This window comes from Paludibacterium sp. B53371 (assembly GCF_018802765.1).
In the GTDB taxonomy this organism is placed as follows: domain Bacteria; phylum Pseudomonadota; class Gammaproteobacteria; order Burkholderiales; family Chromobacteriaceae; genus Paludibacterium.
Window position 1 is genome coordinate 1,865,572 of the sequence record NZ_CP069163.1, and the last position, 15,144, is coordinate 1,880,715.

At 63.0% G+C, this 15,144-nt stretch carries 14 protein-coding genes; 3 read left to right on the top strand and 11 right to left on the bottom strand.

Translation table 11 applies throughout. From position 1 onward, the window contains the following. Positions 1-134: 134 nt before the first annotated feature. Genes clpX through tig form a run of 3 tightly spaced genes read right to left on the bottom strand, consistent with a single transcriptional unit; the run spans position 135 to position 3,393 of the window. Positions 135-1,415, bottom strand: coding sequence for an ATP-dependent Clp protease ATP-binding subunit ClpX (gene clpX / locus JNO51_RS08935; protein ID WP_215776195.1), 1,281 nt, complete (start codon positions 1,413-1,415; stop codon positions 135-137). Positions 1,416-1,433: 18 nt separating this feature from the next. Then, complete coding sequence (clpP, locus tag JNO51_RS08940; RefSeq protein WP_215776197.1) at positions 1,434-2,060, bottom strand: ATP-dependent Clp endopeptidase proteolytic subunit ClpP; 627 nt, start codon at positions 2,058-2,060, stop codon at positions 1,434-1,436. Between the two features lie 25 nt (positions 2,061-2,085). Next, positions 2,086-3,393: a trigger factor gene (gene tig, locus JNO51_RS08945; RefSeq protein WP_215776199.1), complete on the bottom strand. Its 1,308-nt coding sequence runs from the start codon at positions 3,391-3,393 to the stop codon at positions 2,086-2,088. 291 nt (positions 3,394-3,684) lie between these two features. On the opposite strand from tig, the gene JNO51_RS08950 reads away from it, so the two are divergent. Together JNO51_RS08950 and JNO51_RS08955 are read left to right on the top strand one after the other, a co-directional pair. Continuing rightward, positions 3,685-4,269 carry a LexA family transcriptional regulator gene (locus JNO51_RS08950; RefSeq protein ID WP_215776203.1) on the top strand — a complete coding sequence of 195 codons (585 nt, stop codon included), beginning with the start codon at positions 3,685-3,687 and terminating at the stop codon, positions 4,267-4,269. Next, a complete protein-coding gene (locus JNO51_RS08955) occupies positions 4,251-5,546 on the top strand; it encodes a Y-family DNA polymerase (protein WP_215776205.1) in 1,296 nt (431 codons plus the stop codon). Before JNO51_RS08950 ends, JNO51_RS08955 begins: the two co-directional genes overlap by 19 nt. Here JNO51_RS08955 and JNO51_RS08960 read toward each other — a convergent pair. Genes JNO51_RS08960 through JNO51_RS08990 form a run of 7 tightly spaced genes read right to left on the bottom strand, consistent with a single transcriptional unit; the run spans position 5,522 to position 12,764 of the window. Then, complete coding sequence (locus JNO51_RS08960; RefSeq protein ID WP_215776208.1) at positions 5,522-5,722, bottom strand: hypothetical protein; 201 nt, start codon at positions 5,720-5,722, stop codon at positions 5,522-5,524. The genes JNO51_RS08955 and JNO51_RS08960 overlap by 25 nt on opposite strands. A 14-nt stretch (positions 5,723-5,736) precedes the next feature. Then, positions 5,737-7,140 (bottom strand): efflux transporter outer membrane subunit, encoded by a 1,404-nt coding sequence (locus tag JNO51_RS08965; RefSeq protein ID WP_215776210.1) that lies wholly within the window; start codon positions 7,138-7,140, stop codon positions 5,737-5,739. Positions 7,141-7,153: 13 nt separating this feature from the next. After that, positions 7,154-8,260 carry an ABC transporter permease gene (locus tag JNO51_RS08970; protein WP_215776213.1) on the bottom strand — a complete coding sequence of 369 codons (1,107 nt, stop codon included), beginning with the start codon at positions 8,258-8,260 and terminating at the stop codon, positions 7,154-7,156. An 8-nt stretch (positions 8,261-8,268) separates the two neighbouring features. Beyond that, complete coding sequence (locus JNO51_RS08975; protein WP_215776215.1) at positions 8,269-9,393, bottom strand: ABC transporter permease; 1,125 nt, start codon at positions 9,391-9,393, stop codon at positions 8,269-8,271. After that, complete coding sequence (locus JNO51_RS08980; protein ID WP_215776218.1) at positions 9,390-11,135, bottom strand: ATP-binding cassette domain-containing protein; 1,746 nt, start codon at positions 11,133-11,135, stop codon at positions 9,390-9,392. The genes JNO51_RS08975 and JNO51_RS08980 overlap by 4 nt, the downstream gene beginning before the upstream one ends. Before the next feature lies 1 nt (position 11,136). Next, complete coding sequence (gene hlyD / locus JNO51_RS08985; RefSeq protein ID WP_215776221.1) at positions 11,137-12,126, bottom strand: secretion protein HlyD; 990 nt, start codon at positions 12,124-12,126, stop codon at positions 11,137-11,139. Next, entirely contained in the window at positions 12,123-12,764 is a 642-nt protein-coding gene (locus JNO51_RS08990; protein WP_215776223.1) for a TetR/AcrR family transcriptional regulator, read from the bottom strand. The genes hlyD and JNO51_RS08990 overlap by 4 nt, the downstream gene beginning before the upstream one ends. A 147-nt stretch (positions 12,765-12,911) precedes the next feature. On the opposite strand from JNO51_RS08990, the gene JNO51_RS08995 reads away from it, so the two are divergent. Further along, on the top strand, positions 12,912-14,459 hold the full coding sequence (locus JNO51_RS08995) for a sensor domain-containing diguanylate cyclase (RefSeq protein ID WP_215776225.1): 1,548 nt from the start codon (positions 12,912-12,914) through the stop codon (positions 14,457-14,459). Here the strand turns inward: JNO51_RS08995 and JNO51_RS09000 are convergent. Continuing rightward, on the bottom strand, positions 14,456-15,049 hold the full coding sequence (locus JNO51_RS09000; protein WP_215776228.1) for an HD family hydrolase: 594 nt from the start codon (positions 15,047-15,049) through the stop codon (positions 14,456-14,458). The genes JNO51_RS08995 and JNO51_RS09000 overlap by 4 nt on opposite strands. Positions 15,050-15,144: the final 95 nt, after the last annotated feature.

The window sequence follows — 15,144 nt, forward strand, 5'->3', positions numbered from 1 at the left end:
GACCTTGTTCTGACTATCTTGCAGGAAAGATGGGGCAGTGCAACCAAATATCAACCACCCCATACTAAAACAGTTTTCCGACGCTTCAAATAAAAAAACCGCCCGAGGGGCGGTTTTTACGGAGGTCAGGTCGATCAGGCCGACTGCGCCTTGTCATCACCCGCTTCGCGATAGATGAACAACGGCTTCTCGCCCTTCTCGATGACTTTCTCGTCCACCACCACCTTTTCGACATCCGTCATCGAAGGCAGGTCATACATGGTATCGAGCAATGCGCGCTCCAGAATCGAGCGCAGACCACGGGCACCGGTCTTGCGCGCCAGCGCCTGCTTGGCGGTCACCCGCAACGCCGACGGACGCACCTCCAGCTCCACACCTTCCATCGAGAACAGCTTCTGGTACTGCTTGACCAGAGCGTTCTTGGGCATGGTCAGAATCGTGACCAGCGCTTCCTCATCCAGCTCTTCCAGCGTGGCCGCCACCGGCAGGCGACCAATCAGTTCGGGAATCAGACCGAACTTGATCAGGTCTTCCGGCTCGACTTCCTTGAACAGGGTCGACACATTGCGCTCGTCGTCGGTCGACTTCAGCTCGGCACCAAAACCAATCCCGCCCTTTTCCGAACGACGGCGGATGATCTTTTCCAGACCATCGAACGCGCCACCGCAAATGAACAGAATGTTGGTGGTATCGACCTGGATGAACTCCTGGTTCGGATGCTTGCGGCCACCCTGCGGCGGAATCGAGGCCACGGTGCCCTCGATCAGCTTGAGCAGGGCCTGCTGCACACCCTCACCGGACACATCACGGGTAATCGACGGGTTTTCCGACTTGCGGGAAATCTTGTCGATCTCGTCGATGTAGACAATGCCGCGCTGCGCCTTCTCCACATCATAGTCGCACTTCTGCAGCAACTTCTGGATGATGTGCTCGACATCCTCGCCCACATAACCGGCTTCGGTCAGCGTGGTCGCATCGGCAATCACGAACGGCACATCCAGCAGGCGTGCCAGCGACTGTGCCAGCAAGGTCTTGCCCGAGCCGGTCGGCCCGATCAGCAGGATATTGCTCTTGGACAGCTCGACATCCTCGCTGTTGGCCGTCTGGGTGTAGAGCCGCTTGTAGTGGTTGTACACCGCCACCGACAACGTCTTCTTGGCCAGGTCCTGCCCGATGATGTACTGATCCAGGCTTTCGCGGATTTCCTGTGGCACCGGCAGCTTGCGCTCTTCGCCGGCCACGGCACCCTCATGGGTGCCCTGGGTCAGCTCTTCGCGGATGATGTCGTTGCACAGCTCGACGCACTCATTGCAGATAAAAACCTGCGGCCCGGCGATCAGCCGCTGGACCTCATGCTGACTCTTTCCGCAGAAAGAGCAATACAGCAGTTTTTCGTTGCTATTCTTGTCAGCCATCTAAGCGTGTCCGTACGGTTAAACCTTGGCCTCACGACGCGACGACAACACCTTGTCGATCAGACCATAGGCCTGGGCCTCATCGGCCGACATGAAGTTGTCCCGCTCGGTATCGTGTTGCACCTTGTCGACTGTCTGGCCGGAATGCTTGGCCAGCAGCTCGTTCATCCGCGCCTTCACTTTCATGAGTTCGCGCGCATGGATCTCGATATCCGTGGCCTGACCGCTCAGGCCGCCGATCAGCGGCTGGTGAATCATCACCCGGCTGTTGGGCAGGGCAAAGCGCTTGTCCTTGGCCCCTGCCGCCAGCAGGAACGCCCCCATGCTGGCCGCCTGGCCGATACACAGGGTCGAAACATCCGGCTTGATGAAATTCATCGTGTCGTAAATCGACATGCCGGCGGTAATCGAGCCGCCCGGCGAGTTGATATACAGGAAGATGTCCTTGTCCGGGTTTTCCGATTCGAGGAACAGCATCTGTGCCACAACCAGATTGGCCGACTCGTCGGTAACCGGACCCACCAGGAACACAATGCGTTCCTTCAGCAGGCGCGAGTAGATATCGTAGGCACGCTCGCCACGACCACTCTGCTCAACAACCATGGGCACCAGGCCCAACCCCTTCGGTTCCATCATCGACATCATTCGGCCATCTCCGGTTATTGGTTTATCAGGCTTGGCTGCCCATCAGCTCATCGAACGCCAGCGCCTTCTCCACAACATTGGCACGACCGAGGGCAAATTCAACCACATTGTCTTCAATCACCATCGAAGTGGGGCCATCCAGACGTTCCGGGCTGGCGAAATACCAGTTGATCACTTCTTCCGGATCTTCGTAGCTCTCGGCAAATTCGGCCACCAGCGCCTTGACCTGTTCCGGCTTGGCTTCCAGCTTGTTGGCTTCCACCAGTTCGGAAATGATCAGACCCAGCGAGACACGGCGCTTGGCCTGGTCTTCGAACATTTCGGCCGGGAACGGCAGATCCTTGACCTTCATGCCGCGGGCTTCCAGATCCTGGCGGGCCTTGTCCTGCAGACGGCCGACTTCCAGGGCTACCAGCGACTTCGGCAGCTCGACCGGGGTCACGTCCAGCAGAGCCTGCATGACGTTTTCCTTGGTGCGGGCGGTCAGGCGGCGCTTCACTTCGCGTTCGACGTTCTTCTTGATCTCGTCGCGCATTTTGGCCACATCACCGTCTGCCACACCCAGCAGCTTGGCGAACTCGCCATCCACTTCCGGCAGTTCGGCCGCAGCCACATTCTTCAGGGTCAGTTCGAACGAGGCGGTCTTGCCGGCCACATCCTTGCCGTGATAGTCCTCAGGGAAGACCACTTCAACGGTCTTGACTTCGCCTTCCTTCATGCCGCGCACGCCGTTTTCGAAGTCAGCCAGCATCTGGCCCTGACCCAGCACGAACGGGAAGTTTTCCGACGAGCCGCCATCGAACAGGACGCCGTCGATCGAACCCTTGAAGTCGATGATCACGCGGTCACCATCCTGGGCGGCGCGCTCGACACGCACGTAGCGGGTACGCTGCTTGCGCAGAATGTCGATGGTCTTGTCGATTTCGGCTTCGGTCACTTCGGTGACCGGCTTTTCGATTTCCTTGCCGGCCAGATCACCCAGCGTCACTTCCGGATAGATTTCGAAGGTAGCGGCAAACTTGAAGCTGCCGGCTTCGGACTGATCCAGCTGCGGCTCGAAACGCGGATAGCCGGCAACACGCAGCTTCTGCTCGGTCACGGCGCGGTAGAAGCCTTGCTGAACCTGTTCGCCCAGCACTTCTTCACGAATTTGCGGACCGTAGTTCATTTCCACGATCTTCATCGGTGCCTTGCCCGGACGGAAGCCCTGGATCTTGGCGTTGCGTGCCGCACGCTTCAGGCGCTCGGTCACTTGCGCGTCGATGGCATCCATCGGCAGCGCGATATTCATACGGCGCTCGAGGCTGCCCAACGTTTCCAACTGTACTTGCATGTCAAATCCTAACTGTGTACGAGTTTAGTCAACCGAGACACAAGCCCGCACGGGCGCGGACGGCATCGACACGTCCCCGGGCCGGGCATTGCGCTCAAATCTCGCCAGCCACAAGCGATTGCGGCAGCTACCACGAAAACGCGCAGTATACCATGGCTGACGGCAGGAAAGCAGCCTGCAACCCGAACACGCATTCTCCATAACCAGATGGCTATTTTTACCCATAAAAATTGGCCATTCTTGAATTTTGCTGCAATAATCAAAATATCAATTTTGCAAGCATTCACCCCGATGAAATCAGCCGACCCCTCACACGGCGGCGCTCGTCGCGGCGCTGGCCGGCCACGCGGCAGCGGCCGCTGCGACGCCGGCGAGGCACAGACCCAGCTGCGCATCCCACGCGCCGACAAACAAGCCGTGCTCGACCTGCTGGCCACGCGCCGCGCCCTGCGCCACATCCAGAGCTGGCGCCCGGCGCCACAAACCGAAATCGTCCCCCTGCCGCTCTACGGCAGCCGCGTCCCTGCCGGCTTCCCTTCCCCGGCTGACGACTACCTGGAAAGCACGCTCGACCTCAACCAATACCTGATCCAGGACGCGCCGGCGACCTTCATGGTGCGCGTCAAGGGCGACTCCATGATCGGCGCCGGCATTGCCGAAGGCGACATCCTGGTGGTGGAAAAGGGGCGCCACGCGCAGCACGACCAAATCGTGCTGGCCGTCATCGATGGCGAATTCACGGTCAAACGCCTGCACCGGCGCGACGAACAAGTGGCCCTGTTGCCGGAGAACCCGGCCTACGCGCCGATCACCCTGCGTGATGGCCAGGACCTGACCATCTGGGGCGTTGTCACCGCATGCGTGAAGAAATTCTGAACCCTGCCCTGCGCCCGCGCTTTGCCCTGGTTGACGGCAACAGTTTCTACTGCAGCTGCGAACGGGTATTCCGTCCAGACCTGCGCGGACGGCCCATCGTGGTTCTGTCGAACAACGATGGCTGCATCGTCGCCCGCTCGCGCGAAGCCAAGGCGCTGGCCCTGCCGATGGCGGCCCCCTACCACCAGCTGCGTCCCTTGCTGCGCCGCCATGGCGTGGCGGTTTTCAGCTCCAACTACGCCCTGTATGGCGACATGAGCCGCCGCATGATGCAGGTCATTGGCGAATTCGGCGACGAACAGGAAATCTACAGCATCGATGAGTGCTTTCTGCGCTTTGCCGGCCAGCTCGACAGCCAGCAACACGGCCAGGCCATCCGCCAGGCCGTCTGGCGCCGCGTCGGCATTCCCTGCGCCGTCGGTATCGGCCCGAGCAAGACCCTGGCCAAGCTGGCCAACCACCTGGCCAAACAACAGCGCAGCTACCGTGGCGTCTTCGACTGGGGCTGGCTGGATGAGGGCGGCGCCGCCCGGCTGCTCAGCCAGACGGCCCTGTCGGATATCTGGGGCATCGGCCGCCGCCTGGCCGAGCAACTCATCCGCCACGGCATCCCTCACCCGCAGGCCCTGCGCGAGCGCGACCCACACTGGCTGCGACAACGCTTCGGCGTCATCGTCGAGCGCATCGCACTGGAGCTGGCCGGCATCCCCTCGCTCGAACTGGAACAGATCAGCGACAAGCAACAGATCCTCTCCAGCCGCTCCTTTGCCCAACTGACCAGCGACCTGGACACACTGCGCGCCAGTATTGCCCACCATGTCAGCCGCGCCAGCGAGAAACTGCGAGCCCAGCGCAGTGTGGCCGCCCTGATCGGCGTCAGTCTGCGCACCAACCCGCACCGCCAGGATCTGCCGCAATACCACAACTATTGCTGCCTGCCCCTGCCGCAAGCCAGCGATGACACCCTGCTGCTGGCCAGCGTCGCCCGGCAGGCACTGCAAACCATCTATCTGCCCGGCTATGCCTACCAGAAAGCCGGCGTCATGCTGCTGGAAATCCGCCCGGCCACCCGGCTGCAATACGATCTGTTTGCCGCCAGCCCCGACCCGCGCCGACAACAACTGATGCAAACCATCGACCAGATCAACCGCCGCCACGGCCACGGCACCCTGCGGCTGGCAGCGGAAGGCCTGAGCACCGACTGGCACATGCGCCAGAACCAGCGTTCGCCCTGCTACACCACACGCTGGGATCAACTGCCACTGGTCGGCCCCTGAGGCTCCCGCCCCGGCGGCACCGGCGCCGACAACGATTGCAACACACGGCCCTGCACCATCAACACCTTCGGCTTGTCAGGGCAAAACAGACACAGGCACTGTAGCCCGGCCAGCGCTCCGACATAATCCGCATCCTGACAAGCCGCCAGCGTGCGCTGACAGCAGCCCTCCAGCATGCCGGCCAGCCACCTCAGCGCACATCACCGCCAAGCGATTGATACAAGCCCACCAGTGCCTGCAGGCTGGCCGACTGCGATTGCAACCAGGCATCGCTGGCCTGCTGCCAGGCACTCTCGGCCTGCAGCGCCTCCAGCTCGGCCGCCTCGCCCACCGCCACCCGTCGCTGCGTCAGCGCCAGCGTGCCGGCCGCCGCCCGGCGCGCAGCATCGAGTTGCTGCGACCGCGCCAGTTCGCGGTCATAGCGCATCAGCGCACTCTCCGTATCCGCGAGCGCCTGCAGGACCACCTGCCGGTAATTCGCCAGCGCGGCCTCATAGGCCGCCTGCTGCGCCCTGAGCTGCTGACTCAGCGCCCCACCGGCAAACAAGGGCAGCGCAAGACTCGGTCCCACGCTCCAATAACGCGCGGCCTGATCCGTCAACTGCCCCTGATGGATGGCATCCACGCCCAGCGACCCCACCAGCGAAAAACGCGGATACTGCGCGGCCGTCGCCACCCCGACCTCGGCACTGGCCGCCGCCAGATCACGCTCGGCCCGCCGCACATCCGGCCGGCGCTGCAGCAAGTCCGACGGCAGACCAACCCCCACCACCGCCGGCTGCGCCGGCAGCGGTGCCGCGTCCGCCAGCAGCTCGTCCAGCGCACGCGGCGTCTGCCCGCACAGCACGGCCAGCGCATCCAGATCCGTACGCACACCGGTCTGTAACGGCGGCAAGGCCGCCGCCGCCTGACGCGCCGCCGCCTCAGCCTGATTGACCTCCTGCAAGCCGACCAGCCCGGCCTGCTGCTGCAGCCGCACCAGACGCAGACTCTCCTCGGCCAGCCAGAGACGGCGCTGCGCCACCTGCACCCGCTGCTGCAAAGCGCGCAAATCCAGATAACTGCGCGTGACACTGGCCGCCGTTGCCAGTGCCGTGGCACGTGCCACCTCGACAGCGCTGCCGGCCCGCGCCGTCGCGGCTTCCAGCGAACGCGCGCGATAACCGAACAAGTCCAGCTCCCACGAGGCCGACAGGCCGACACGCGTATCCGTAAACTGATTTTGCGGATTGGGGAAAGGGATATTGGCAAACTGCTCGCCGCGGGTACTGAGGTGATCACGCGTCTGCTGCGCCTGGGCATTCACCTGAGGCCACGCAGCGCCGCCAGCCACCCCGCGCAATGCCTCGGCCTGCCGCACCCGCGCCCAGGCCGCCTGCAGATCCAGGTTTTGCTGCAAGGCCTGCCCGACCAGCGCATTCAGTGCCGGATCCGCAAAGGCCAACCACCAGTCCGCCTGAGGCAGATGCTCGTTCAACACCGTGCCCGCCACGGCAAAGTGCGCCGGCACCTCGCTGCGCGGTACCTGATAATCCGGCCCGACCGCACAGCCTGCCAGCAGACAGACCACCCCACACAGCCATCCCGACCTCATGCTTGCCCCCCTGTCAGGCCACCCGGCGCCGGAACACCGCATAAGCGGCACTCAGCGTCAGCACGGCAATCAACCACAATGGCCAAAGACTCGGCCATACCTGCGCCCACTCGAACTGCTTCAGGAACAGACCTTTGACGATCACGATGAAATGCCGCAACGGATCAATGAAACTGAGATAGCGCAGCGGCCAGGGCATGTTTTCGACCGGTGCCAGATAGCCGGACAACACCACGGCAGGCACGGTGAAGCTGAACACCCCGAGGAAAGCTTGCTGCTGTGTGGCACACACCGAAGAAATCAGCAGGCCGAACCCCACCAGGGACAGGCCGTAACAGACAATGGCAAAGAAAAACAGCCACAGCGCGCCGGTAAACGGCACCCCATAGGCCCACACGGCCGCAGCGGCAATGATACTGCCCTGCAAGGTCGAGACAATCAGTGCCGGCACCGCCTTGCCGACCATGATCAGCCCCGGGGTGAGCGGCGAAACCAGCAATTGCTCGAAGGTCCCCTCTTCGCGCTCGCGCGCCAGCGACAAGGCCGTGACAATCAGCGCGCCGATGGTGGTGATGATCGCCACCAGACTGGGCAGCACAAACCAGCGGTACTCAAGATTGGGGTTGTACAGGTTCTGCACCATCACGGCCGAAGGCGCCTCCTGCCCCTGCTCGGCCAGGCGATCGGCCACATAACCATTCACCACCGTCTGGGCATAACCGAAGGCAATCTGCGCCGCATTGGAACGCCGCCCGTCGATGATGGCCTGCAGCGAGGCGGGCTGGCCTCGTGCCAGCCGGCGCGAGAAATCTTGCGGGAAACGAATCGCCAGCAAGGCCTGCTGCTCATCAATGGCCCGCTGCAACTCTGCCTCACCATGCACCATCAGCACACGGGGGAACGCCTCGGTGCTGGCCAGACGCTGCAACAGCTCCACCGAAGCCGCGCCAGAATCCTGATTGAACACCGCCAGCGTGCTGTTCCTGACCTCCAGCGTGGAAGAAAACGGAAACACCAGCACCTGCACCAGCACCGGCATAATCAGCAGCAACCGGCCCTGCCGGTCTCGCAACAAGCTTTGCAACTCTTTCAGAATCAAGGTCCACAGACGATAGCCCATTATTGCTCCTAATCCAGCCGCCGCGCGGTTTTCCACGCGGTCAGCCCGAGCCAGAACAGGGCGGACACCAGCAGGAAAGCCATCTGGCGCCACAGCACCGGCCAGACCTGACCGGCCTGAAACAGCGTCTGCAAGGCGCTGACAAAATAGCGAGCCGGAATCAGATAGGTCACCGCCCGCACCGGTGCCGGCATGCTGGCAATTTCGAAGGCAAAACCGGACAACATGGTCGCCGGCAGGAACGCGGCATTCAGGGCTGCCTGCGCTGCATTGAACTGATTGCGCGTCAGGGTCGAGATCAGCAGCCCCAACCCCAGCGCACTGCCGAGGAACAGGCTGGTCACCAGCAGCAGCACCCACAGCGAACCATTGAACGGCACTGCCAGCACCCAGACCGTCACGGCCAGACAGATCAGCATGGACAGCAGCCCGAGCAGGAAATAAGGCAGGATTTTCGACAACAGCAGTTCGGTCTTGCTGACCGGCGTGGACAACAGCGCTTCCATGGTGCCGCGCTCCCACTCGCGCGCCACCACCAGCGAGGTCAGCAAGGCACCGATGATGGTCATGATCACCGCAATCGAGCCCGGCACCAGATAGTTGCGGCTGACGGTAGACGGATTGAACCAGTAGCGTGGCACCAGCTCGATCATCGGCGCGGCATGCTGTCCGCGGGCTTCGGCCCGCTGCTGCTGCCAGACCTGCCACACCCCCTGTACGTAGCTGGCAACGAAATGCGCGGTATTCGGCTCGGCGCCGTCGGTCAGCAACTCGACCGGCGCCGTGCGCCCAGCCACCAGCCGACGCGCAAAGTCCGGCGCCAGCACCACCACACCACGTACCCGGCCGGCCCGCAGCCACTCGATCATCTCGACACGCGAATGCCCGTGCACCGCTTCAATGAACGGCGAGCCGTACAGGGCATCGGCAAAAGCCTGCGCCTCGGCACTGGGCGATTCGCTGACAATCCCGATCCGCATCCGGCTGGCATCGAGACTGACCCCGAAGCCAAAGATGAACAGCAACAAAACCGGCAGGATAAAGGCGATCAGCACGCTGCTGGGATCGCGCACGATCTGAAAGCTTTCCTTGCGGCACAGGGCGGCCAGCCGACGCCAGGAGAAAGCACTCATGGCGCCGCCTCACGCGCCGCATCGCTGTCGGCCACCAGCTGAATGAAGGCATCCTCCATGGTCGGCTCCGGCATGGCCGGCGATACCACCTGCGCCTTCAGTTCGTCCGGCGAGCCGGCGGCAATCATCCGCCCGCGATACACCAGACCGATGCGATCACAGTATTCGGCCTCATCCATGAAGTGCGTGGTCACCATCACCGTCACCCCCTTGTCCACCAGGCCATTGATATGCGTCCAGAACTCGCGCCGCGTCACCGGATCGACCCCGGAGGTGGGTTCGTCGAGAAACAGGATGGCCGGCTCATGCATCAGGGCACAGGCCAGCGCCAGACGCTGGCGAAACCCCAGAGGCAGGTCATTCGGCACACTGTCCAGATAGGGTCCCAGGGCGAATACCTGCACCATGTCGTCGATCTTGCGCCGCTGCTCCGCCCCGCGCAGACCGTAGACACCGGAGAAGAAACGCAAATTGGCCGCTACCGACAATTTGCCGTAGAGCGAAAACTTCTGCGCCATATAGCCCAGACGCTGCCGCGCCTGACTGGCACTGCGCTGCAAATCCATGCCCATGACCCGAGCCAGGCCGTCCGAGGGCGTCAGCAGGCCACACATCATCTTGAACGTGGTCGACTTGCCGGCGCCATTGGGGCCAAGCAAACCGAAAATCTCACCCCGAGCCACTTTGAAACTGACCTGGTCGGTCGCGATAAAATCACCGAAGCGTCGCGTCAGCGCACACGCCTCGATCACCGCGTCTTCGGCCACGCCGGACGGCAGACGACATGCCGGCATCACCCGCGCCAGCACCGACTCACCGCCCGGCCCGCCGCCGAGCAAATCGATAAAGGCATCCTCCAGCCGCGGCGCCACCTCGACCAGCCGCGCCGCCGGCCCGGCCTGCATGACCGCCAGGTCCGGCAACACCCCGGCCGTGCGCAGAACCAGCCGCACCTGCTGCCCCTGAATCACCCCGTCAATGACCGCCGGGTCACGCAAGGCCCGCGCCAGCACCTGCCGCCGGTTGCCGGTGATATCGCGCACCTGCAGACTGCGCCCGGCCATGCGCTGCGCCAGCTCACCCGGCGTACCGTCATAAGCGACCCGACCCCGGTTCATCAGCCGCACCTCATGACACAGCTCGGCCTCATCCAGATAGGAGGTACTCCACACCACGGCCATGCCATCGTCGGCCAGCGCATTGACCATGCGCCACAGTTCCCGCCGCGAAATCGGGTCAACACCGACACTGGGCTCATCCAGCAGCAGGATCTTCGGCTGCCCCAGCAAGGCACAGGCCAGCCCCAGTTTCTGCTTCATGCCGCCGGACAACTTGCCGGCAGGCCGATCGGTAAAGCGCGCCAGATCGGTAAAGGCCAGCAGACGCTCGAAGGTCTGCGCCCGCACCACCCCGGTGACATCGCGCAAATCGGCATACAGGGTCAGGTTTTCCAGCACCGTCAGGTCTTCATACAGGCCGAATTTCTGCGGCATATAACCCACAAGGCGATGTAAATCCGCCGCCTGATGCAGCGGGTCCAGCCCCGCCACCCGCAGGGTACCTGCCGTGGCCGCCAGCAGGCCGGCAAACAGGCGCATCAGCGTCGTCTTGCCGGCACCATCCGGCCCCACCAGCCCGGTGATCACGCCCGCACGGACCCGGGTGGTCAGCGCCTGCACCGCCGGCTCTGCCTGCCCGGCAAAGCGCTTTTCCAGCCCCTCCGCGACAATCAGGGCCGTCATCTCAGGGCGCCCTGGCCAGACGGACCGTGACCGGCATGCCCTGGCGCAGGCCACTATCGGCATCACTCACCACCACCCGCAGGCGATACACCAGACCGGTACGCAAATCCGGGGTTTCGACATTCTTCGGCGTAAACTCGGCGCTGGGCGACACCGACCCCACCACCCCCTGATAGGGCTTGTCTGGCCGGCCATCGGTATAGACATAGACCGCCGTACCGGGCGCCACCCGACCGAGATCCGGTTCTGCCACATAGGCACGCACCCAGACCGGGCTGTTCAAGGACAGGGTGAACAAAATCGCCCCGGGCGCCAGGATCGTACCCGGCTCGGCCGCCCGGGTGAGCACCACACCACCCTGAGGCGCCTTGAGCCGGGTATCGTTCAGTTGCAGACGGGCACTGGCCAGCGCCGCCTGCGCCTGCTGCAGCTGGGCCAGCGCCGCCTCACGATCCTCCTTGCGATAGCCGCGACGATACTGCTGCGCCTGTGCCTCGGCCGCCGCCAGCAAGGCCCGCGCCTGATCGCGGGCGGCCAGCGCATCGTCATAGCTGTGTGCCGCCGTGGCCCCGGTACCGCGCAGCGCGTTCTGGCGGACCAGGGCCGCCTCCGCATCCTGCAGTGCAGCCTGCCGCTGCACCACCTGCGCCTGGGCCTGCGCGACCTCTTCCGGACGATACCCGGCCTTCATCTGATCCACTCGCGCCTGCTGGGCCGCCACCGCCGCCTCGGCCTGGTTCAGGGCATGCTGATAGGGCTCCGGATCGAGATAGGCCAGCACCGCCCCCGGCGGCACCCGGTCTCCCTCATCAAAGGCCAGCGACTGCAAGCGCCCGCCCACTCTGAACCCCAGGCTGACCTGGCGGATATCGACATTGCCATACAGCACCAGCGGCGCCGGGGCACGGCTGGCCGCCCACCATGCCCACCCCAGCCCCACCAGCAGCAGCGCCCCCGCCAGCACCAGGACCCGCTTGTTGATCACGCTCATCGCTCCCCCTCCGGACGCAAACCTTTCAGCGCCCAATCCAGACGCTGGACAATCGCCTGGCGATCCAGCGCCAACTGTTGTTCCATGCTGACCCAGTCGGCCGGCAGTGCCGCCAGCCCGCTTACCATCTGCGCCAGCATCACCGGCGCGGCCAGCGAGGCCATGATGAACAGCATCTGCTGCCAGGGATCAGCCGACACCAGCTCCCCGTCCGCCTGTGCCTCGCGCACCGCGGCCAGCAACAGCAAGGGATGACGCTGCCCCATGGAACGCACAAAGGCCACCGCGGCCGGCTCCCCGGCTGCCACGTCCTGCAGCAGATGCGTGACAAACACCCGCTGGGCGATCAGGAAATCCAGCAATTGCAAAACCATGCTGCGCAATCGCACCAGGGCGGACGCCGCCTCGGCCTGGCGCAGTTGCAAACCGGCGAACAAGGGCTGATACCAGGACTCGATCAACTCGGACAGAAAGGCTTCGCGGCTGCCGAAGTGATAGACAAAGCTACCGGGATTGACGCCGGCACGCTGCGCCAGACCACGCACGGTCAGCGAACGCAGCCCGCCTTCACACACCAGTTGCATTCCGGTCGACAGCAGCAGCTGCCGGGTCGTTTGGGTACGTGGATTGACTTTCATGCCTTCATTTTATACACACGTATAAATTTGACAAGTGCATTTATCATGACGATATTCCGCCCCAGTGATTACATAATCGAAAAGCTTATGTCATGCTTTGAAGCTAGAATATTCATCAGGCATTAGCTCAACACAGACGGACAACCCTTGCTGGCTCTCGATATCCCCACCCTCGCCGTCATCGGCGTTGTTACCCATTTCGCCTTTGCTGCCTGCGCCTTTGGCGCCTGGCGACAAATCCCGGAAGAGCCCAGCTTGCGTGACTGGGGACTGGCCGTGCTCTTTCTCGGTCTGGGTGCCATCGAGCTGGCCATGCGGACGCCAGCGACTTCGCCCTGGTCAATTCCACTGGGCAATGGGCTATTCGCCGCAGGCTATGCCTGGATATTGCTGGCCCTGCGCCGCCTCATCGGCCGGCCGCGCCGCCCCCTGGAGTCCTGGCTCCCGGCCCTGGCCGCGGCACTGATTGCCGCGCCCTGCTGGTGGTATACCAATGTCGATCCCTCTCTCACCATCCGGCTGGTTCTGGTCTCGCTGTTAATGGCCATCTGGTATGTCAGCTTTGCCTGGACCATCAGCCGGCATCACGACCATCAGCTGTCGGGGTGGTTGCGCCTGACCATCGTGTTGCAACTGATCGGCGCCATCATGTTCCTGATCCGCGCCTGGAGTGCCCCCTCAGCCAACGTTTCGCCCGACTATGCCCACACCTCCAGCCTGGCGATTGCCGCACCGGGCTTTTATGCCCTGCTGTTCAATATCTGGATGTCGCTGACCATCATTCTGGTGATCACCTCCCGCATGCATGACCGGGTGGTCGAAACCCTGGGTTTCAATCGGGAAATCCTGGCCAACTCCCCGCTGGCCACGGCGGTATACCGCGCCGATGGTCAGTGCGTCCTGGTGAACGATGCCTACTGCCAGTTGCTGGAAACCCCGCGGGAAACCCTGCTGCAGCAAAACTTCCGTCACCTGCACCGCTGGCGCGAGTCCGGCCTGTTTGCTGCCTGCAACCAGGCCCTCACCCATCGGGAAAGCAGCCGCTGCGAAGTCCACAGCGTCACCGCCTCCGGCCACGACATCTGGATTGACTGCCGCATCCACCCCTCGAGCATCCGGGGTGTCCACCACCTGTTGCTACAGTTCAACGATCTGACCGAACGCAAGCGACTGGAAGACCAGCTGCGCCAGATGGCCTTCCATGACCCCCTGACCATGCTGCCCAATCGCCGGCTGCTGATGGACCGTATCCAGCAGGCGCAACGCAACAGCGAACGCAATGGCAACCATGCCGCACTGCTGTTCATTGATCTGGACAAATTCAAGCAATTAAATGACCGTCACGGCCATGGTGCAGGCGACCGCCTGCTGATTGCGCTGGCGGAAAGCCTGAGCCAGACGGTACGCAAGAGCGACACGGTCGCCCGCCTGGGCGGAGATGAGTTCGTGGTGATGCTGGAAGACCTGGGGCAGGACGCCGCCGAGGCGCTGGCCGTCGCACGCGACATGGCCAGGGTGATCCACCAGACGATCCATCGCGATTACCGCCTGGGAGAAATTGAGTATCGGGCCTCGGCCAGCATCGGCATCCGGCTGTTTGACAGCCAGTCCGAGTCAGCCGAAAAGTTGCTGCAGGACGCCGACAGTGCGATGTATCAGGCCAAGCTCAACATGAGCGCCCCGCAAGTTTTCTAAAGCGCTTGGCGACTATCCGCAAACCAGCCCTGCTCGCGCGCAGCCTCGAGCTTCTGCTGCATGTACTGCCACAGGGCCGGGCAACCTTCACTGATCGGCGGCTGCAAACGCGCGATGACTTGCTGGTAGCGAATGCCGTTTTCACGCCAGCTCTGGCCATGGTTGGCCAGATTGAGCAGACAGGGCATGGCGCGGTCGGCCGCATTGGCGAAACGCGCCTCGGCGGTTTGCGCCGCCTCGAACTCCTGCCACAGCGCCAGCATTTCCGCGCCGCGCCCGGCAGGCAGCAGGCCGAAAATGCGGCGCACCGCCTTCAGTTCCTCTGCCTTGCGCTCCTCCCAGCCCCCTTCGGCATAAACAATGGTGTCGCCGGTATCGATCTCGCCGATATCGTGCACCAGCAACAGCTTGATCACATGATCCATGTTCACTGGCTGCGGGGCGTAATCGGCCAGCGACCAGGCCAGCAGGGCGATCTGCCAGCTGTGTTCGGCAGAGTTTTCATAGCGGGCCAGACCCAGCGGGCGAGTTTTGCGCGTCACCCCCTTGAGTTTGTCCAGCTCGAGAATGAAATCAATGATTTGTTGCATGTTCGTCTCACTGGCAAAAAAATATGTTAACACACAGGCATATTCAAATTGATTTGCTGTTAAAAATGTCCTTTCAATCGACAGGGTGTTTCAAG